The 19198-nt window shown below is 71.9% G+C and carries 19 protein-coding genes; 13 read left to right on the top strand and 6 right to left on the bottom strand.

Annotated features, from left to right (window positions below; all coding sequences use genetic code 11):
• Positions 1-191: 191 nt before the first annotated feature.
• Complete coding sequence (locus ABT324_RS29850) at positions 192-1211, bottom strand: 4-hydroxy-3-methylbut-2-enyl diphosphate reductase (protein ID WP_351184234.1); 1020 nt, start codon at positions 1209-1211, stop codon at positions 192-194.
• 156 nt (positions 1212-1367) lie between these two features.
• Between ABT324_RS29850 and ABT324_RS29845 the strand changes: the two genes are divergently transcribed.
• The 4 genes from ABT324_RS29845 (at position 1368) to ABT324_RS29830 (ending at position 3839) form a co-directional block, all read left to right on the top strand.
• Positions 1368-1814 (top strand): lipid droplet-associated protein, encoded by a 447-nt coding sequence (locus tag ABT324_RS29845; protein ID WP_351184232.1) that lies wholly within the window; start codon positions 1368-1370, stop codon positions 1812-1814.
• 125 nt (positions 1815-1939) lie between these two features.
• Positions 1940-3166, top strand: coding sequence for an exodeoxyribonuclease VII large subunit (gene xseA, locus ABT324_RS29840; protein WP_351184237.1), 1227 nt, complete (start codon positions 1940-1942; stop codon positions 3164-3166).
• 14 nt (positions 3167-3180) lie between these two features.
• Entirely contained in the window at positions 3181-3588 is a 408-nt protein-coding gene (locus ABT324_RS29835; RefSeq protein ID WP_351184230.1) for a hypothetical protein, read from the top strand.
• Complete coding sequence (locus tag ABT324_RS29830; protein WP_150065228.1) at positions 3585-3839, top strand: exodeoxyribonuclease VII small subunit; 255 nt, start codon at positions 3585-3587, stop codon at positions 3837-3839. The genes ABT324_RS29835 and ABT324_RS29830 overlap by 4 nt, the downstream gene beginning before the upstream one ends.
• A 252-nt stretch (positions 3840-4091) precedes the next feature.
• On the opposite strand, the gene ABT324_RS29825 is transcribed toward ABT324_RS29830, so the two are convergent.
• On the bottom strand, positions 4092-4667 hold the full coding sequence (locus ABT324_RS29825) for a DUF4245 domain-containing protein (protein WP_351184228.1): 576 nt from the start codon (positions 4665-4667) through the stop codon (positions 4092-4094).
• Positions 4668-4856: 189 nt separating this feature from the next.
• On the opposite strand from ABT324_RS29825, the gene glpX reads away from it, so the two are divergent.
• Together glpX and ABT324_RS29815 are read left to right on the top strand one after the other, a co-directional pair.
• Positions 4857-5894, top strand: a complete 1038-nt coding sequence (gene glpX, locus ABT324_RS29820; protein ID WP_351184226.1) for a class II fructose-bisphosphatase — start codon at positions 4857-4859, stop codon at positions 5892-5894.
• A gap of 207 nt (positions 5895-6101) precedes the next feature.
• Positions 6102-6848: a S1 family peptidase gene (locus tag ABT324_RS29815; RefSeq protein WP_351184224.1), complete on the top strand. Its 747-nt coding sequence runs from the start codon at positions 6102-6104 to the stop codon at positions 6846-6848.
• Positions 6849-6906: 58 nt separating this feature from the next.
• Here the strand turns inward: ABT324_RS29815 and ABT324_RS29810 are convergent, their stop codons facing one another.
• Entirely contained in the window at positions 6907-7890 is a 984-nt protein-coding gene (locus ABT324_RS29810) for an NAD(P)/FAD-dependent oxidoreductase (protein WP_351184222.1), read from the bottom strand.
• Positions 7891-8092: 202 nt separating this feature from the next.
• Between ABT324_RS29810 and ABT324_RS29805 the strand changes: the two genes are divergently transcribed.
• The 5 genes from ABT324_RS29805 (at position 8093) to ABT324_RS29785 (ending at position 14177) form a co-directional block, all read left to right on the top strand.
• Positions 8093-8851: a S1 family peptidase gene (locus ABT324_RS29805; RefSeq protein ID WP_351184236.1), complete on the top strand. Its 759-nt coding sequence runs from the start codon at positions 8093-8095 to the stop codon at positions 8849-8851.
• 200 nt (positions 8852-9051) lie between these two features.
• Positions 9052-10446, top strand: a complete 1395-nt coding sequence (locus ABT324_RS29800; protein ID WP_351184220.1) for a class II fumarate hydratase — start codon at positions 9052-9054, stop codon at positions 10444-10446.
• Positions 10447-10546: 100 nt separating this feature from the next.
• Positions 10547-12055 carry an ATP-dependent DNA ligase gene (locus tag ABT324_RS29795; RefSeq protein WP_351184218.1) on the top strand — a complete coding sequence of 503 codons (1509 nt, stop codon included), beginning with the start codon at positions 10547-10549 and terminating at the stop codon, positions 12053-12055.
• Positions 12056-12067: 12 nt separating this feature from the next.
• Entirely contained in the window at positions 12068-12481 is a 414-nt protein-coding gene (locus tag ABT324_RS29790; protein ID WP_351184216.1) for a DUF4288 domain-containing protein, read from the top strand.
• Positions 12482-12737: 256 nt separating this feature from the next.
• Positions 12738-14177: a GuaB1 family IMP dehydrogenase-related protein gene (locus ABT324_RS29785; RefSeq protein ID WP_351184214.1), complete on the top strand. Its 1440-nt coding sequence runs from the start codon at positions 12738-12740 to the stop codon at positions 14175-14177.
• Between the two features lie 40 nt (positions 14178-14217).
• On the opposite strand, the gene phoH2 is transcribed toward ABT324_RS29785, so the two are convergent.
• Together phoH2 and ABT324_RS29775 are read right to left on the bottom strand one after the other, a co-directional pair.
• Positions 14218-15507 (bottom strand): RNA 5'-3' helicase PhoH2, encoded by a 1290-nt coding sequence (phoH2, locus tag ABT324_RS29780; protein WP_502949820.1) that lies wholly within the window; start codon positions 15505-15507, stop codon positions 14218-14220.
• A 521-nt stretch (positions 15508-16028) separates the two neighbouring features.
• Positions 16029-17243 (bottom strand): DUF885 domain-containing protein, encoded by a 1215-nt coding sequence (locus ABT324_RS29775; RefSeq protein WP_351184210.1) that lies wholly within the window; start codon positions 17241-17243, stop codon positions 16029-16031.
• Positions 17244-17489: 246 nt separating this feature from the next.
• On the opposite strand from ABT324_RS29775, the gene ABT324_RS29770 reads away from it, so the two are divergent.
• Positions 17490-17732, top strand: coding sequence for a hypothetical protein (locus ABT324_RS29770; protein WP_351184208.1), 243 nt, complete (start codon positions 17490-17492; stop codon positions 17730-17732).
• A gap of 293 nt (positions 17733-18025) precedes the next feature.
• Positions 18026-18268 (top strand): hypothetical protein, encoded by a 243-nt coding sequence (locus tag ABT324_RS29765; protein WP_351184206.1) that lies wholly within the window; start codon positions 18026-18028, stop codon positions 18266-18268.
• A 76-nt stretch (positions 18269-18344) separates the two neighbouring features.
• On the opposite strand, the gene ABT324_RS29760 is transcribed toward ABT324_RS29765, so the two are convergent.
• Positions 18345-19121, bottom strand: coding sequence for an isoprenyl transferase (locus ABT324_RS29760; RefSeq protein ID WP_351184204.1), 777 nt, complete (start codon positions 19119-19121; stop codon positions 18345-18347).
• Positions 19122-19198 lie beyond the last annotated feature (77 nt).

Raw genomic sequence — 19198 nt, 5'->3', positions numbered from 1 at the left:
GGAGATCGCGCCGCGGCGCTCCTGCAGCTCGGTCAGCAGCAGGTTGCCGTCGGCGACCAACCGCTGCACCTGCTCGTCGCGGTTGGCGACGCCCGGAGGCCGCGGCGCGACGAGCGGTTCAGCTGACGCCCGGCAGGGGCGGAAACGACGAGGAGGGGCACCCGGTCGGGTGCCCCTCCTCCGTGTTCGGGTCAGCGGACGCCGCTGGGCTTGTCCGGGTTGTTGTCCAGGTCCTTGCGGAGCTCCCTGGGCAGGGCGAAGGTGACCTTCTCGTTGGCCGTGGTGACCTCGTCCACCTGGTTCCAGCCGCGCTCGGCCAGGTGGTCCAGGACCTGCATGACCAGCACGTCCGGCACCGAGGCGCCGCTGGTCACGCCGACCGTGGTGACGCCGTCCAGCCAGGCCTCGTCGATCTGCGAGGCGAAGTCCACCAGGTGCGCGTCCGAGGCGCCCGCCTGCAGGGCCACCTCCACCAGGCGCTTGGAGTTCGAGGAGTTCTGCGAGCCCACCACGAGCACCAGGTCGCACTCCGCGGCCATCGCCTTCACCGCGTGCTGGCGGTTGGAGGTGGCGTAGCAGATGTCGTCGCTCGGCGGCGCCTGCAGGTCCGGGAACCGCTCCTTGAGCTGGTCCACTCGCTCCATCGTCTCGTCCACGCTGAGCGTGGTCTGCGACAGCCACACGACCTTGCTCGGGTCGCGCACGTCGACCTTGTCGACGTCCTCGGGCTTGTCGACCAGCTGCACGCGGTCCGGCGCCTCACCGGCGGTGCCCTCGACCTCCTCGTGGCCCTCGTGGCCGATCAGCAGGATGTCGTAGTCCTCGCGGGCGAACCGGTGGACCTCCTTGTGCACCTTGGTGACCAGCGGGCAGGTCGCGTCGATGGTGCGCAGGTTGCGCCGGGCGGCCTCCTCGTGGACCGCCGGGGACACGCCGTGCGCCGAGAACACCACGAGCGCGCCCTCGGGCACCTCGTCGGTCTCGTCCACGAAGATCACGCCGCGCTCGGACAGCGTGTCCACCACGTGCCGGTTGTGCACGATCTCCTTGCGCACGTAGATCGGTGCGCCGTAGGTCTCGAGGGCTTTCTCGACGGTGACCACCGCGCGGTCGACACCTGCGCAGTACCCACGCGGCTTGGCCAGCAGGACTCGCTTGGTCCGCCCGGCGTCCTGGTCAACGAGGTCAGTGGCCTCGGGCGAGGTCGTCATGCCACCAAGGGTACGGACCTGCTCCGCCGCGCTCAGCCTCGCGCCCGCCTCGGCCGACGCGGATCACGTCCTGGGCGCCCGCCGGTTCCGCGGGGCTGATCACAGTAGTGCCGCGAGGTGATGGCTTCCCGGGGTGAAGTGCGGCAGGCTGGTCGCATGTCATCGTTCCCGCTGCCGGTCCGGGTAGCCGCCGGGTTGGCGGCCACCGCCGTCGAACAGGCCCGCCGACTCCCGACCACGCTGCTCGGGCTGCCGGTCACCGTGGCCAGCCAGGCCCTGCAGGCGTCGATGCGGGTCCAGCAGCAGATCACCGAGCTGGCGATCAAGGGCGACGAGGCGCTCGCCGTGCTGCGCACCCCGGAGGAGCAGCCCGCCTGGGCGACCTTCGACGAGGACGTCCCGGAGGAGCCCGCGGCCCCGGTCGGGGCGCGCCCGGTGGTCGCCGAGTACGAGGCGCTGACGCTGCCCCAGCTGCGCGGTCGGCTCCGCTCGTTCACCGAGGACGAGCTGGTCGAGCTGCTCGCCCACGAGCAGCGGCACGGCCAGCGCCCGGAGTTCGTGCGGATGCTCCAGAACCGCCTCGACCGCCTCCGCGGCCAATGACCACCCGACCCGGTGACCCCACACCGCAGTTTCAATTGAAACTGCGGAACTCCCGCCGTGCGGATCGCAGTTTCAATTGAAACTGCGACACCGAACCACCCCCTGACGACCACTGAGGAGTCCAGCTGACCTCCCCGACGAGCCCCGAGGAGCCGTGGCCGGTACGGACCGTCGCGCGCAAGATCGCCGAGTGGATCAACCGCCTCGGCTCGATCTGGGTCGAGGGCCAGATCACCCAGATCTCGCTGCGCCCCGGCGCCGCCACCGCGTTCCTGCAGCTGCGCGACCCGTCCGCCGACGTGTCGCTCACGCTGACCTGCTCGGCCGCCATGATCCGCCGGATGGACCCGCCGCTGACCGACGGCAGCCGGGTCGTGGTGCACGGCAAGCCGACGTTCTTCGTCGGCCGCGGCACGCTGAGCCTGCGGGTCGACGAGATCCGCGCGGTCGGCATCGGTGAGCTGCTCGCCCGCATCGAGCGGCTGCGCCAGCTGCTCAAGGCTGAGGGCCTGTTCGACCCGGCCCGCAAGCGGCCGCTGCCGTTCCTGCCGAACCGGGTCGGGCTGATCACCGGCCGCGCCTCCGCCGCCGAGCACGACGTGCTGACCAACGCGCAGCTGCGCTGGCCAGCGGTGCAGTTCGAGGTCCGCAACGTCGCCGTGCAGGGCTCGACCGCGGTGCCGCAGGTCCTGGAGGCGCTGCAGGAGCTCGACCGGATGCCCGAGGTCGACGTGATCGTGCTGGCCCGCGGCGGCGGCAGCGTCGAGGACCTGCTGCCGTTCTCCGACGAGGCGCTGTGCCGCGCGGTGGCGGCCTGCCGCACACCGGTGGTCAGCGCCATCGGGCACGAACCGGACTCGCCGCTGGTCGACCACGTGGCGGACGTGCGCTGCTCGACGCCGACCGGTGCGGGCAAGCGGGTGGTGCCCGACGTGGCCGAGGAGACCCAGCGCATCCACCAGCTGCGCGATCGCGCCCGCCGCGCCCTGCACGGCTGGGTCGACCGCGAGCGGCGGCTGCTCGACGCGCTGCGCAGCCGCCCGGTGCTGGCCGACCCGCTCGGGCCGCTGGCGCAGCGGGCGGAGCAGGTGGGCGTGCTGCGCGACCGGGCCCGCCGGGCGATGACGACCGCGCTCACCACCGAGCAGCACGCGCTGACCGCTACCCGATCTCGCTTGACGACCCTCGGCCCGGCGGCCACGCTGGCTCGTGGATACGCGATCGTGCAGCGCATCGAGGACGGTGCGGACGGCGTGCTCCGCTCGGTCGACGACGCGCCGCCGGGAACTCGGCTGCGAGTCCGGGTCGTTGACGGTGCGATCCAGGCGGTCGTGCCGGATCGAGCAGGCTGAACAGGACGGAGACCGTGCACCTCGAGCAGGACCCCTCGTTCCTCCCGCTGACCGTGGGCGTCGCCCGGTCGGCGGCGACTGGTTCCCGGCAGGCCGGTGAGGTACAGCGCTGCGCCGAAGCGGCGGACGCCACCGCGGCCGGGTGCTGGGCCGCGCTGCTGGGCGGCTGCCAGTCGGCCGAGCGCCGGGACCTGCCGTCCCGGCTGCGCGCCCTGGTCGAGGCCACCTCCGGTTACGTGGGGGCCGGGTGGTGGGCGGTGTCGGCGACCCGACGTAGGGTCGCGGAAGCGCAGTTGCGCATCAACGACGCGGTGCGCGAAGGCGACGGCGCCGAGTTCGCCGAGGCGTTCGTCGGCTACGACCAGGCGATCGCCACCGCGGTGGTGTCCGTGCGAAACGACGTGGAGAGTCCTACCCCGTGACCGCGAACGAGCAGCAGGACGAGCACTTCGACCCGGTGGCCGAGCACCCCGAGGTCGCCGAGCTCGGCTACGAGCAGGCCCGCGACCAGCTGGCCGAGGTGGTCAAGCAGCTGGAGGCGGGCGGCCTGTCCCTGGAGGACTCCCTGGCCCTGTGGGAGCGCGGCGAAGCCCTGGCGGCGGTCTGCGAACGCCACCTCGCGGGCGCCCGCGAGCGCGTCGAACGAGCCCTCGCCTCCGTCGAGCAGGAGTGACCAGGCTTTACCCAGGGATCACCGGTGCCCAGCAGGAGGGATTCGTCTCCTACCGTTGATTCACAGTTTCAATTGAAACTGTGGTCCGACGAGCGGCGGGTGTCGCGCATGACGCGTCGCCGGAGGGGTCGGGACGGTTACAGTTTCAACTGAAACTGTGCATCACCGGTGTGTCGGCACCCGACACACCGGTGATGCGTCGGGGCGCCTTCACCGAGATCACCTCGTTGACACCGAGTGATCACCGCGCCGTCACGGCTTCAGCGGGGCCTTGAGGGCGGCTTCGGCGAGGGTGCGGAACTCGGGTTCCACCGCGTTGCCCGCGATGAGGACGCGAACATCGCCGCGGTCGGTCGCCCAGGCCTCCTCGCCCTCCACGCTCTGGTAGCGGACCCACTGCTGGCCACCCGCGTCGACGGTGCCGAGCGCCTGCGGCGGTTGGCGGGTGTCCGCGGTGACCAGCTCCTCCTCGGCCGCCGTCGACTGGGAGAAGCGCAGGTAGTGGCCGTCGCCGGTCAGCAGGCCGATGCGCACGACCTCCGCGTGCGAGCGCAGCGTCAGCACGTTCACCGAGTTGGCCCGCCAGTTCGGGGGCAGCTCCGGGTCGGCGAGCGGGAAGCCCACCCGGTCGGAGGCCCGGTCCAGCTCGGCGGGCACGTCCACGGTCGGCACCTGCACCTGCGGGCCGCCCGGATTGAACGAGCACTGCCCCAGCAGACCCGCCATCCCGAAGGCGATGAGGACCAGCGGGAGGATCGCGAACACCATCGCCGAGACGGTCCGGGGTGGACGGGACGGCGCCGGTTGCTGGTTGCTGGGTTCGGCCACGCCCCCCCATGCTCTCACCAGCGGCGTCCGCACCAACCGGGCAGCCGCGACCGGAGTGGGCTGGCCCACGCGACGCCTCCGACCACGCCCCCGATCTGCGAAGATCGGAGCCAACGAGCCTGAGCGCGGGCCGGGACCCGCCGAGCTCGGGCAGTCGAACCCGAAGAATGCTCACCACCGGGAGGCGCGATGAGCTCCAGCACCGAACGACACCGCGAAGCACCGGACCGCAACCTCGCCATGGAACTCGTCCGGGTGACCGAGGCCGCTGCGATGGCCGCCGGTCGCTGGGTCGGCCGCGGCGACAAGAACGCCGGGGACGGCGCGGCGGTGGACGCGATGCGCAAGCTCATCGGCACCGTGTCGATGCGGGGCGTCGTGGTCATCGGCGAGGGCGAGAAGGACGAAGCCCCGATGCTCTACAACGGCGAGGAGGTCGGCAACGGCGAAGGCCCCGAGTGCGACGTGGCCGTCGACCCGATCGACGGGACGACGCTGCTGAGCAAGGGCATGCCGAACGCGCTGGCGGTGCTCGCGGTCTCCGAGCGGGGCACCATGTTCGACCCGTCCGCGGTGTTCTACATGGAGAAGATGGCCGTCGGGCCGGAGGCCGCCGGGGCGGTCGACATCGAGGCGCCGATCGCGGAGAACGTCCGCAGGGTCGCCAAGGCCAAGCAGATCGACGTCTCCGACGTCACGGTGTGCATCCTGGACCGCCCGCGCCACGAGCAGATCGTCAAGGAGGTCCGCGAGGCGGGCGCGCGCATCCAGTTCATCTCCGACGGCGACGTGGCGGGCGCGATCGCGGCGGCGCGGCCGGGCAGCGGGGTGGACATGCTGCTGGGCATCGGCGGCACCCCGGAGGGGATCATCGCCGCGTGCGCGCTGAAGTGCCTCGACGGGGAGATCCAGACCCGGCTGTGGCCGCGCGACGACGCCGAGCGGGCGAAGCTGCGCGACTCCGGGCACGACGTGAACCAGGTGCTGACCACCTCGGACCTGGTGCGCGGCGACAACATGTTCTTCTGCGCCACCGGCATCACCGACGGCGCGCTGCTCAAGGGCGTGCACTACCGCGCGAACCGGTGCACCACCCAGTCGATCGTGATGCGCTCGAAGTCCGGCACGGTGCGCGTCATCGAGGGCCAGCACCGGATGGCGAAGCTGCGCGAGTACGCCGACGTGGACTACGGCGACGATTCGGCGCGCCACGGCCTGCTGCCCTGAGCAATTCACTCGTCCGGGAAACTGGGAAATACTGCTGGCCTCCGGAAGTGAGGTCGGAAACCAAGCGGTGACCTGCTGTTTCGCAGCGGGTCACCGCTTCTTCATCGTCGACCTCCTCCCTTAGTGGGTACGTCGGAAGAGCGAACCCTCTTACTGTCTGCACCCATCCGGCCAGCGGTGCCGGGAACCCGGGAGGATTCGACGGAAATGCGCAAGCGTTCGGTTCTCATCGCGGCCATCGCAGCCGTCGGCGCGCTCGGCGCTCTGGGCATGCCCGCGGTCGCCCAGCCCGACGATGTCACCCCGTACATCGTCGGCGGCCACGACGCCACCGAGGAGTACTCGTTCATGGTGTCGCTGCAGCAGCAGGGCCGGCACGGCTGCGGCGGTTCGCTGATCAAGCCCGACTGGGTGGTGACCGCGGCGCACTGCGTGCAGGGCGGTGGCCAGTTCTCCGTGCGGGTCGGCAGCAACGACCACACCAGCGGTGGCGAGCAGGCCAACGTCACGAACGTGCAGACGCACCCCTCCGGCGACATCGCGGTGCTGCAGCTGGACCGCCAGCTGCAGGCGACCCCGATCAAGATCGCCGCTGACTCCGGTCCCGCGGGCACCGCGACCCGGATCATCGGCTGGGGCCAGACCTGCGCCCAGCCGGGTTGCGGCCCGGCCCCGCAGTACCTGCAGGAGCTGGACACCCAGGTCGTCGACGACTCGGGCTGCCTGGGCATCGACGGCCAGGGCGAGATCTGCACGGACAACCCGGGCGGCAACTCCGGTGCCTGCTACGGCGACTCCGGCGGTCCGCAGATCAAGGGCACTCCGGGCAACTGGGAGCTAATCGGCGCGACGAGCCGCTCCGGCAACGGTGACTCGACCTGCGCCACCGGCCCGTCGATCTACACCGACGTGGCCGCCTACGCGGACTGGGTCAACCAGAACACCGGCGGCTGATCGGCCCCTCCGCACCGGGAACGCGCAACCGGCCCCACCCGGTTGCGCGTTCTCGCGTTCAGGGCAGGTTCGAGGAGTGGCCCGGGAAGAGGTGGGCGTCCGGGTTGAGCTCCACCGCGATGTTGTTCACCGCGGTGGCCGCCTCGCCGAAGCCCGTCGCGATCAGCTTGACCTTGCCCGGGTAGGCCGCGACGTCACCCGCCGCGTACACCCGCGGCCGGTTCGTGCGCATCGTGGTGTCCACCAGGATCGACCGCTTCTCCAGCGCCAGGCCCCACCCCTCGATGGGTCCCAGGTCTGCGGTGAAGCCCAGCGCGGCGACCACCGTCTGCGCGGGCAGCACCCGGCGCTCCGCCCCGCCGACCTCGACTTCCACCTCGTGCACCCCGTGGTGGTCGCCGCGGATGGCCACCACCTCGGCCGGGGTGATCAGCGGGACGCCGAGGTCCTCGACCTTGCTGACCAGGCCCGGGTGCGCGCGGAACCGCGCCCGGCGGTGCACCAGCGTGACGCTGCGCGCCACCGGGTGCAGCGCCAAGGCCCAGTCGAACGCCGAGTCGCCGCCCCCGACCACCACCACGTCGTGTCCACTGTGCACGGACAGCTCGGGGATGAAGTGCACGACGCCGCGACCGGTCCAGTCACCCCCGGCGGGCAGCGGTCGCGGGCTGAACTCGCCGATGCCCGCGGTGATCAGCACCGCGCCCGCGCGCACCGCCTCGTCGCCGCCGACCCCGACCAGCAGCCCACCGTCCACATCGGACAGATCCACCGCGTGCCTGCCGAGCAGGTACCGCGGCGCGTACTGGTCGGCCTGCTCCACCAGCGCGGCGACCAGGTCCCGGCCGCGCACCTCGGGAAACCCGGCCACGTCGAAGATCATCTTCTCCGGGTACATCGCGGTCACCTGGCCGCCGGGCTCGGGCAGGGCGTCCACCAGGGCGACCGACATCCCGCGAAAACCCGCGTAGTAGGCGGCGAACAACCCGGTCGGACCTGCGCCGACGATCAGCAGGTCGACCTCGTGCGACACCGCGGTCATGCCACCCACCTCGCCATCGATCGTGCGTGGACGCCCCCAGGCTAGCCCGATCCGCACCCGATGTCCGCGTCGTCGGCGCGGAGCTGCGCCACTCCGCCGAAGGCGCTGCGGCACTCGGCGGTACCCGCCCCACAACCCCGCCCCTACGTTCAGCCGGAAAAGGGGATCTTCATCGGGGAGGAGAATCGTGAAGAAGCGTTCCATGCTGCTCGCGGGCATCGCCGCGATCGCGCTGGGCGCGGGTGCCGCACCGGCCGCGACGGCCGACGACAACCCGGGCGCGCTGATCGTCGGCGGCCACGACGCCACCGAGCAGTACGACTGGATGGCCTCGCTGCAGCGGGCCGGCAACCACAGCTGCGGCGCGTCGCTGATCGACGAGCAGTGGGTGCTGACCGCTGCGCACTGCGTGCAGGGCGCGGCCCCGGCGGACTTGGGCCTGCGCATCGGCAGCCCGGACCACACCACCGGCGGCACCGAGGCGGGCGTGGCCGAGGTCGTGGTCCACCCGAACTACGAGACCAACAACCCCAACGGGGACATCGCGCTGCTCAAGCTGGACCGGGCGGTGTCGGCCACGCCGGTCGAGATCGCCGACGCCTCCGGCGCGGAGGGCACCCCGTCGCGGATCATCGGCTGGGGCGTGACCTGCCCGATCCGCGGCTGCGGCCAGCCCCCGGTGCAGCTGCAGGAGCTGGACACCCAGGTGGTCGCCGACGGCCAGTGCTCGCTGAGCGCCATCGACGGCGCGACCGAGATCTGCACCGGCAGCTCGGAGCTGCTGGCCAACGCCTGCTTCGGCGACTCCGGCGGGCCGCAGCTCGAGGGCCAGCCGGGCGACTGGAAGCTCACCGGCGTCACCAGCCGCCTGGGCAGCCTGATCCCGGTGTGCGGCACGGCCCCGTCGATCTACACCGACGCCACGGCCTACAAGACCTGGATCAACGACACCATCGGCTGATCCCGGCGGCGCACCTGGAGGGCGTCCCCCGCTCCGGCGGGAGGCGCCCTCCGTGCTTCCCACGACCTGGGCCGACCGTGCGAGATGCGGCACCTTCATCGGTCCAGCGGGGACGTTCGCGCTGCTTGCGGCCCCGCGCGGCGCGGTGAGTGGGGCGGTTCACGCTGACCCGGTGGTCATCGCAGCGGGACACTTCTGTCATGGCTGAACAGGACTACCGGATCGAACACGACACGATGGGCGAGGTGCGGGTGCCCGCCGACGCCCTGTACCGGGCGCAGACGCAGCGGGCCGTGGAGAACTTCCCGATCTCCGGGCGGGGCCTGGAGCGCGCCCAGATCCGCGCGCTCGGCCTGCTCAAGGCCGCCGCCGCCCGGGTCAACGGTCGGCTCGGGGTGCTCGACGCCGAGGTCGCCGAGGCGATCGCCGCCGCGGCCGACGAGGTCGCCGAGGGCGCGCACGATGCGCACTTCCCGATCGACGTGTTCCAGACCGGCTCCGGCACGTCGTCGAACATGAACGCCAACGAGGTCATCGCGACCCTGGCAACGCGCCGGCTGGGCCGCGACGTGCACCCGAACGACCACGTCAACGCCTCCCAGTCGTCCAACGACACGTTCCCGACGACCATCCACGTCGCCGCCACCGAAGCGGTGCTCACCGACGTGGTCCCGGCGCTGGAGCACCTGGCGGGCACCATCGAGGGCCGGGCCGCCGAGTGGACCGAGGTGGTCAAGTCCGGTCGCACGCACCTGATGGACGCGGTGCCGATCACCCTGGCCCAGGAGGCCGGGGCGTGGGCCTCGCAGGTGCGCTACGGCGTCGAGCGGCTGCGCAGCGGCCTGCCGCGGCTGGGCGAGCTGCCCATCGGCGGCACCGCCGTGGGCTCCGGCCTCAACGCGCCGGAGGGTTTCGGCGAGGCGGTGTCCGCGGAGCTGGCGAGGGTCACCGGCCTGCCGCTGACCGAGGCGCGCGACCACTTCGAGGCCCAGGCCGCGCAGGACTCCGTGGTGGAGACCTCCGGCCACCTGCGCACCGTCGCGGTGAGCCTGACCAAGATCGCCAACGACCTGCGCTGGCTGGGTTCCGGCCCGCGCACCGGCCTGGCCGAGCTGGCGCTGCCGGACCTGCAGCCGGGTTCGTCGATCATGCCGGGCAAGGTCAACCCGGTGATCCCGGAGGCCACCCTGCAGGTGGTCGCGCAGGTGATCGGCAACGACGCGGCGGTGGCCTTCGCCGGTTCGCAGGGCAACTTCCAGCTCAACGTGATGCTGCCGGTGATCGCCCGCAACGTGCTCGAGTCGGCGCGGCTGCTGGCCGCGGTGTCCCGCCTGCTGGCCGACAAGGTCTTCGCCGGGGTCCAGGTCAACACCGAGCAGGCGCGCGCCTACGCCGAGGGGTCGCCGTCGATCGTCACGCCGCTGAACCGCTACATCGGCTACGAGGAGGCGGCCGCGGTCGCCAAGCAGGCCCTCAAGGAGCGCAAGACGATCCGCGAGGTGGTCCTGGAGCGCGGCCACGTCGACTCCGGCAAGCTCACCACCGAGCAGCTGGACGAGGCGCTCGACGTGCTCCGCATGGCCGGGGGCAGGTGAGGTGCGGGGAAGGACCTCCCCTGTTCCGGCGGGGCGGTCCTTCCCCCATCGGGCGACTGAGCGCCCGCCGACCGTCGGTGGCTCGGCGCACCATGGACGCATGGTGCTGCTCGCGGACGTGGTGATGACCTCGCACGAGGTCTCGGGGACGCGGTCCCGCAAGGCGAAGACCGCTGCCATAGCCGGCCTGCTCGGCCGCCTCGACCCCGCCGAGGTCCGCCCAGCGACCGCGCTGCTGGCCGGAGAACTGCCCGGTGGGCGGGCCGGGGTCGGCTGGTCGACGCTGACCGCGCTGGACGCCACCCCCGCCGCCGAACCGACGTTGACGATCGCCGCGGTCGACGCCGCGATCGACGAGGTGCGGCGGATCAAGGGCTCCGGTTCGGCGCAGCGGCGGGCGGACGCGTTGACCGCGCTGCTCAGCCAGGCCACCGCCGACGAGCAGCAGTTCCTGGTGCGCCTGCTCGGCGGCGAACTCCGCCAAGGCGCGCTGGAAGGCGTGGTGGTCGAGGCGATCGCCACCGCCGCCGCGGTCCCCACCGAAGCCGTCCGGCGGGCGTTCATGCTCTCCGGACGCCTGCCCGCGACCGCCGAGGCGGCGCTGCGCGGCGGCGAACCCGCGTTGGCCGAGTTCGGCCTGGAGCTCGGTCGACCGGTGCGCCCGATGCTCGCCTCCCCGGCGGAGGACCTGGAGTCGGCGCTGGTCGGCGAGGTCACCGTCGAGTACAAGTTGGACGGTGCGCGCATCCAGGTGCACCGCGACGGCGACGAGGTGCACGTCTACACCCGGACGCTGCGCGAGATCACCCGCAGCGTCCCGGAACTCGTCGACCTGGTGCGCGCCCTGGACTGCCGGTCGGTGGTGCTCGACGGCGAGACCCTCGCCCTCGACGACGGCGGTCGGCCGCGACCGTTCCAGGAGACGATGAGCCGGTTCGGTGCGCAGGGCGCCCGGGAACTCCTGCTGCACCCGTACTTCTTCGACTGCCTGCACCTCGACGGCGCCGACCTGGTCGACCTGCCGCTGCGCGACCGCCTCGACGCGCTCGCGGAAGTCGCGCCGCAGCACCGGATCCCGGCCGCCCGCACCCCGACCGCCGAACGCGCGGCGGAGCTGTTCGACGAAGCGCTGGCCGCCGGGCACGAAGGAGTCGTGGTCAAGGACCTCGACTCCGGCTACGCCGCCGGTCGACGCGGTCGGGCGTGGCGGAAGGTCAAGCCCGAGCACACCCTCGACCTCGTGGTGCTCGCCGCCGAGTGGGGCCACGGTCGGCGCCGCGGCTACCTGTCCAACCTGCACCTCGGCGCCCGCGACCCGGACGGCGGCCCGCCGATCATGGTCGGCAAGACCTTCAAGGGCCTGACCGACGAGCTGCTGGCCTGGCAGACCGCGGAGTTCCAGCGCCGGGAGACCCGCCGCGACGACTGGACCGTGCACCTCGCACCCGACCTGGTGGTGGAGGTCGAGCTCGACGGCGTGCAGACCAGCCCCCGCTACCCGGGCGGCGTCGCGCTGCGCTTCGCCCGCGTGCTGCGCTACCGGCCGGACAAGGACGCGGCGTCGGCCGACAGCATCGAGGCGGTGCGCGCCCTGCTCCCCGGTGGGTGAGACCCTGGGGGCATGAGCGGCAACGACTTCGACGAGATCGGCTCGATCAACATCGGCCCCATCGATCCGCGCGAGCTCCAGCAGGCCGAGCACGCCGTCGAGCAGGACTACTACGTCGCGGTCCTGGTCCTGGAGGCCACGTCGGACGCCGCCGACCACACGCCGCTGTACGAGGAGTCCTTCGTCCTGCTCAAGGCCGAGTCCGCGGAGGAGGCCGCGGAGAAGGCGGCCGACCACGGCAAGCAGCAGGAGACCAGCTACCAGAACGAGGACCACGAGCTGATCACCTGGAAGCTGAAGCAGGTCGTCGAGGTGAAGCCCCTGGAGGACGCCACCTTCGACGACGGCACGGAGCTCTACAGCCGGTTCTTCCGCAACTACCAGGCCTACGAGTCCTTCGAACCCCTGACGGGGGAAGAGGCGTAGCACGCAGCGGCCGGGGTCCCGCCTCCGGCGGGCACACCCGGCGTACTTTCACGCCCCAACAGAGCGTGGCTAGAACCAACCTGGCAGCAGATGCCGCTGCAGCATCAACTCGAACCGACCAGCCGATCCGGTGATCTTGAACCGTGCACAGCAGAGGCCCGCGGCCACAGCGCAGCGGGAGGCCTCGGCGTGCTCCGACAAGAGCGCGGCCTCGAACGGGCGACTGCGGGGCGGTGAGGCCGTAGGGTGGTCAGACGTGCAGTTCTTGAACGGGCAGCAGCCCACCACCGACCTGACCTACGACGACGTCTTCCTGGCGCCGCGGCGCTCCGGTGTCGAGTCCCGCTTCGACGTGGACCTGGCCACCAGCGACGGCACCGGGGCCACCCTGCCGATCGTCGTCGCCAACATGACCGCCGTGGCGGGCCGCCGGATGGCCGAGACCGTCGCCCGGCGCGGCGGGCTCGTCGTGCTCCCGCAGGACGTCGCGCCGTCCGCGGTCGCCGAGATCGTCTCCTGGGTCAAGGCCCGGCACCCGGTCTGGGACACCCCGCTGGTGTTGCACGCCGACGACGCGGTGGCCGACGCGCTCAACCTCCTGCCCAAGCGCGCCCACGGCGCCCTGGTCGTCGTGGATGACGACAACCGGCCGGTCGGCGTCGTCGACGAGGCCGCCTGCACCGGGGTCGACCGGTTCGCCCGGGTCGGGGAGGTCGCCGACCAGCACCCGGTCGTGCTGCCGCTGGAGACCAAGCCGCGCGAAGTGTTCGAGCAGCTCGACAGGCAGGCCCGCCACGTCGCGGTCGCGGTCGACGCGGACGGTCGGCTGGCCGGGATCATGACCCACCGCGGCGCGCTGCGCGCCGAGATCTACACCCCGGCCCTGGACGGCGAGGGGCGGCTGCGGGTCGCCGCGGCGGTCGGGGTCAACGGCGACGTCGCGGCCAAGGCCTCGGCGCTGCTGGAGTCCGGGGTGGACACCCTCGTCGTGGACACCGCGCACGGCCACCAGGAGAAGATGATCGCCGCGCTCGGGGCGGTCCGCTCGGTGTCGCCGCAGGTGCCGGTGGTGGCCGGGAACGTGGTGACCGCCGAAGGTGTGCGCGACCTAGTCGAGGCCGGGGCCGACGTGGTCAAGGTCGGGGTCGGGCCGGGCGCGATGTGCACGACGCGGATGATGACCGGCGTCGGCCGCCCCCAGTTCTCCGCTGTCGCCGAGTGCGCGGCCGAGGCCCGCAGGCTCGGCAAGCACGTCTGGGCCGACGGCGGTGTCCGCCACCCGCGCGACGTCGCGCTGGCGCTCGCCGCGGGCGCGGCGTCGGTGATGGTCGGCTCCTGGTTCGCCGGCACCTACGAGTCCCCCGGCGACCTGCAGCGCGACGAGCACGGCCGGGCCTACAAGGAGTCCTTCGGCATGGCGTCCAAGCGCGCGGTGTCCGCCCGGACCCGCACCGACAACGCCTACGACCAGGCCCGCAAGGCGCTGTTCGAGGAGGGCATCTCCAGCTCCCGGATGCGGCTGGACCCGCAGCGCCCAGGCGTCGAGGACCTGCTGGACCAGATCACCTCCGGGCTGCGCTCGTCCTGCACCTACGCGGGCGCCCGCACCGTGGAGGAGTTCCACGAGCGCGCGCTGGTCGGCGTCCAGTCCGCGGCGGGCTTCGCCGAAGGCCGCCCGCTGCCCACCGGCTGGTGACCGGGAGGGGCACCCGCGCGGGCGCGGGTGCCCCTGCTCGTCACGGGGTGAACTCGCCCTCCAGCAGCTCGGTGACCAGGGCCGCGATCGGCGACCGCTCCGAGCGGGTCAGCGTGACGTGGGCGAACAGCGGGTGCCCCTTGAGCTTCTCGATCACCGCTGCCACCCCGTCGTGGCGGCCCACCCGGAGGTTGTCGCGCTGCGCCACGTCGTGGGTCAGCACCACCCTGGAGTTCGCGCCCAGCCGGGACAGCACCGTCAGCAGCACGTTGCGCTCCAGCGACTGCGCCTCGTCGACGATGACGAACGAGTCGTGCAGCGAGCGGCCGCGGATGTGGGTCAGCGGCAGCACTTCCAGCATGCCCCGGTCCATCACCTCGTCCAGGACGTTCTCGCTGGCCAGCGCGCCGAGGGTGTCGAACACCGCCTGCGCCCAGGGCGCCATCTTCTCGTTCTCGGTGCCCGGCAGGTAGCCCAGCTCCTGACCGCCGACCGCGTACACCGGCCGGAACACCACGACCTTGCGGTGCTGCTGGCGCTCCAGCACCGACTCCAGCCCGGCGCACAGCGCGAGCGCGGACTTGCCGGTCCCGGCGCGCCCGCCCAGCGACACGATGCCGACCTCCGGGTCGAGCAGCAGCTCCAGGGCGATCCGCTGCTCCGCGGACCGGCCGTGCAGCCCGAACGCCTCCCGGTCGCCGCGCACCAGCCGGACCTGCTTGTCCGGCGTCACCCGGCCCAGCGCGCTCTGCGACCCGGCCAGCAGCCGCACACCCGTGTTCGGCGGCAGGTCCCGCGCCTCGTCGAGGTCGGCGATGCCGTCCTTGAACAACGTGTCGACCGAGTCGCCCCGGACCTCCACGTCGGCCATGCCGGTCCACCCCGACGGGACGACGTCCTGCGCGCGGTACTCCTCGGCGTCCAGGGCCACCGCGGCGGCCTTGACCCGCAGCGGCATGTCCTTGGTGACCAGCGTGACCTGGTGCCCCTCGGCCGCCAGGTTCAGCGAGCAGGCCAAGATCCGGGCGTCGTTGGAGTCGGTGCGGAAGCCGGGCGGCAGCACCTGCGGGTCGGAGTGGTTGAGCTCCACGTGCAGGTGCCCGCCCGCGGTCCCGACCGGAACCGGCTCGTCCAGCCGCCCGTGCTGGATCCGGAGGTCGTCGAGCGCGCGGAGGGCTTCCCGGGCGAACCAGCCGAGTTCGGGGTGGTGTCTCTTGCCCTCGAGCTCACCGATCACCACCACCGGGAGCACCACGTCGTGCTCGGCGAAGCGGGACATCGCCCACGGATCGGACAGCAGCACCGAGGTGTCCAGGACGTAGGTGCGCACCTCAGTGCCACCGGTGTGCGCGGAATCGCCGCTGAGGGCTCGGGTTTCCGCTTCTGGCTGGGAACGTCGTGCGGTCACGGCTACTCCCTCGCGGGCGTGGCGTCCACACCCGCTCGTCGGCGGGCCGGGCCTGCCCCCGTCGCGCCCCGGCTGGACCGCCTCGTCCGCCGTGGCCGCCGGGCCAGGCACCGGCCCCTCGCGACCACGGTGGACGGGGTAACCGTCCGCTCCAGCCAACAGCCACGATCAGGGCCTCCCGGACGGGCCGCGTACGGACTTGCAGGAGAGAACGGCCCGTCACCAGCGCACGCTACCTGCGTGATCGCGTCTCGGCAGGCAGCCATGCAGGTGATTCAGCGAATCGTCGTCCGCCCTTCACCTGCTGCGGACACCGCGCTGGTCACGGGCCGTCCCAACGCGACTCGGGAGGCGGCAGCAGCAGGTCAGGCCGGGTTCGCCGCCCCACCGACTGGCCGACACTGCCGGTGAGCGGCGCTGCGCTGAACGGGTGAGTCCTGGGCTCACACCCGGGTGGCGAGCTCGGCGCGCACCGCCTCGGGGACCAGTGGCTCGTCAAGCAAGCGCCGGTAACGATCGGTGCTCGATGTGCTCGCGGGGCGCTCGTCCAGCCACCGCCGCAGCAGGCGGTAGCCCTCGACGTAGGTCGTGGTGTAGGCGCGCCAGAGCGGGTCCCGCATGAACCGCACCAGGTGCCTGGCCCGCTTCTCCGGCATCAGCAGCCAGCGCTGCAGGTGCGCGACGACGTCGACCTCGTCCGCGCCGTCGCGGTGCAGCATCAGCAGCGCGTCCTGGCGGACCGTCAGCAGCCGGAGCAGCACCGCGTCGATCCGCTCCGCCAGCTCGCCGTCCAGCCGGATGCCCAGGTCCGCGAACACCTCCGCCGCCCACGGCCCCCAGCCGGGCCCGACCGCGGCGTGCAGCCCCAGGTCGGCGAGGCCTTCGGCGATCACGCACTGCGGGGTGTTGACCAGGAAGATGGTGTGCTCGGTCCACCGGTCCCGGTGCACCAGCCCGGCGTCCTTGCGGCAGTGCTCGGTGTGGTGGCCGGGATAGGCCTCGTGCGCGACGAGCTGCGGGAGGGTCGAGGCGCGGTGCCCGACGTCGGCGTTGACCGCGACCTTGGAGCGGAAGCCGCCGAGGTAGTGGTTGAACCCGCTCCACGGCTGGTCGGACACGATCCGGTACTCGACGGTCTCGCCGACCGGAAGCTCGAAGCGGGCCCGCACCCGGTCGCGCAGCGCGCTGGAGACGGCGTGCAGGGCCACGTCGAGCCGCTCCGCCGGGACCTGGTCGCGGCGGCGGAAGTCGCGCAGCCGCTCGGCCAGCGATCCGCGCCCGGGCAGCAGCGCGGCCAGCTCGCGGTGCGCCCGCTGGTACTCGTCGGGCTCCCCGACCCTCGGCGTCACCTGGAAGCACGCCTCGACCTCGTCCGCGAACGGCAGCTGCTCACCGGCCATCTTGCGGCCGGAGCACGCCAGCGCGGTCAACTGCGCGGCGAGGAACCGGCGGCGCGGTTCGGCGAGCTCGGCGGCGAGGACCTCAGCGCGCAGGCGCTGCGCGGCGACAGCCAGCCGGGCGGGGTCCGGCGGCGGTTCGCCGGAGACCTGGCGCCGCAGCGCCGGATCACCGGTGTAGGAGTCCGCGAAACCCCCGACGAGCCGGTCGAAACGCAGCCCGAGGAGGACGTATTCGGCCGCGAGCGCTTCGGAGTCCACGATCGGACACTACGCCTGCCCGAAGTGGGCTCGGATCAGCGGTCGGCATTGCGGTGAATTTGCCGGGGCAACGACAAACCGGCGGGCGCGAACAAATAAATCACACAATGGTGTTAACGAGGTATGTTTCGGCGGTTTCGCTGTATATGTTTCACGCCGAGTGTTCTCCCTTCGGCTGAGTATGGGGTGCGCAGCCGAGGGACCGAGGGAGCGCTCGCGTCATCCCATCCAACAAGGAGCAACGAAGTGCTGAAGAAAGCTGCGATTGTTGCCGGTGCCGCTGCCGGTCTGCTCGCCCTGGCTCCCGTCGCCAACGCCGACAGCGCGGACAACGACGGCATCAACATCCTGAACGACAACAACCTGAGCGTGCTGCCGGTCCAGGCCTGCGGCAACAACGTCGCCGTGCTGGGTGCGGTCGTGCCGATCCTGTCCCCGCAGCTGAACCACTGCGTGAACGCCCCGGTCATCGACCACCCCAAGGGCTGACGAGACTGGCGGTTCACCAGGAACCGCCGCGCGGTATCTGGTGGTGAAAAGGGCGTCGGGCCTCCACCCGGCGCTCCTTTTTGCATGCCTTTTAAAGGAAAGCGCAGCGCACCGCCAATTCACCCGCCCCGCACTGGACTTCCGATCACACGATCGGGTTAAGAAGCTCCGGTGTCCGGCATGCCGCGACGAATTACCGGCAGTGCGGACACCACACTCGTGGCCGCCATCGCGGGTTCAGCGAACCCGCCGGTGCGCTCCGAATCCCGCGGTATTCGAAGGAGAGTGAACCAATGCTGAAGAAGGCAGCTGTTGTCGCCGGTGCCGCCGCCGGTCTGCTCGCCCTGGCCCCCGTCGCCAACGCCGACAGCGCGGACAACGACGGCATCAACATCCTGAACGACAACAACGTCAGCGTGCTGCCGGTCCAGGCCTGCGGCAACAACGTCGCGGTGCTCGGCGCGGTCGTGCCGGTCCTGTCCCCGCAGCTGAACAACTGCGTGAACGCCCCGGTCATCGACCACCCCAAGGGCTGAGCGGCGCAGTCGCGCGTGGCAGGGCCAGGTCCTCGCGACCTGGCCCTTCCGCTGCGCCGAGGCAGGCTTGCGGGCCTCAGCCGCCGAAGCGGCGGTGGCGCACCGCGTAGTCGCGGAGCGCGCGCAGGAAGTCGACGCGGCGGAACGCGGGCCAGTAGGCCTCGGTGAACCAGAACTCGGAGTGCGCGGACTGCCAGAGCATGAAACCGGACAACCGCTGCTCACCGGAGGTGCGGATCAGCAGGTCGGGATCGGGTTGGCCGGAGGTGTAGAGGTGCTCGGCGATGTGGTCGACGGTCAGCACCTCGGCCAGTTCCTCGATGGTGGTGCCCGCCTCGGCGTGCTGCTGCAGCAGCTTGCGCACCGCGTCGGCGATCTCCCGGCGCCCGCCGTAGCCGACCGCCACGTTGACCTGCATGCCCGTGCGCCCCTTGGTGCGCAGCGCGGCGGCGGACAGGCGCGCCGCGGTCTCGGTGGGCAGCACGTCCAGGGCTCCGACGATCCGCACCCGCCAGGGCGCCTCCGGGGCGGTGAGCTCGTCGACCACCCCGGCGATGATCTCCATCAGGGCCCGGAGCTCGTCAGCGGTGCGGTTGAGGTTGTCGGTGGACAGCAGCCACAGCGTGACGACCTCCACCTCGGCTTCCTGGCACCAGCCGAGCAGCTCGGCGATCTTGCGGGCCCCGGCGCGGTGACCGTGCGCGGCGTCCAGCCCGGCTTCCTTCGCCCACCTGCGGTTCCCGTCCAAGATGACGCCGACGTGCCGCGGATGCTGCACACCGTCCAGCTTCCGGCGCAGTCGGCGCTCGTAGACGCCGTACATGAGTTCTTTCAACCGAACCTTGAACGCCACGCCAGTTGAGCCTACGCGGATCCGGTGAGTGCTGATGCGCGGGTGGCCAGGAGTGCCCGGGTGGATGCAGTGCGGAT

Source organism: Saccharopolyspora sp. NPDC000359 (assembly GCF_040300525.1).
Classification (GTDB): domain Bacteria; phylum Actinomycetota; class Actinomycetes; order Mycobacteriales; family Pseudonocardiaceae; genus Saccharopolyspora.
Note: the sequence above shows the minus strand (reverse complement) of the source record. Positions and strands in the feature narration are given on the sequence as shown.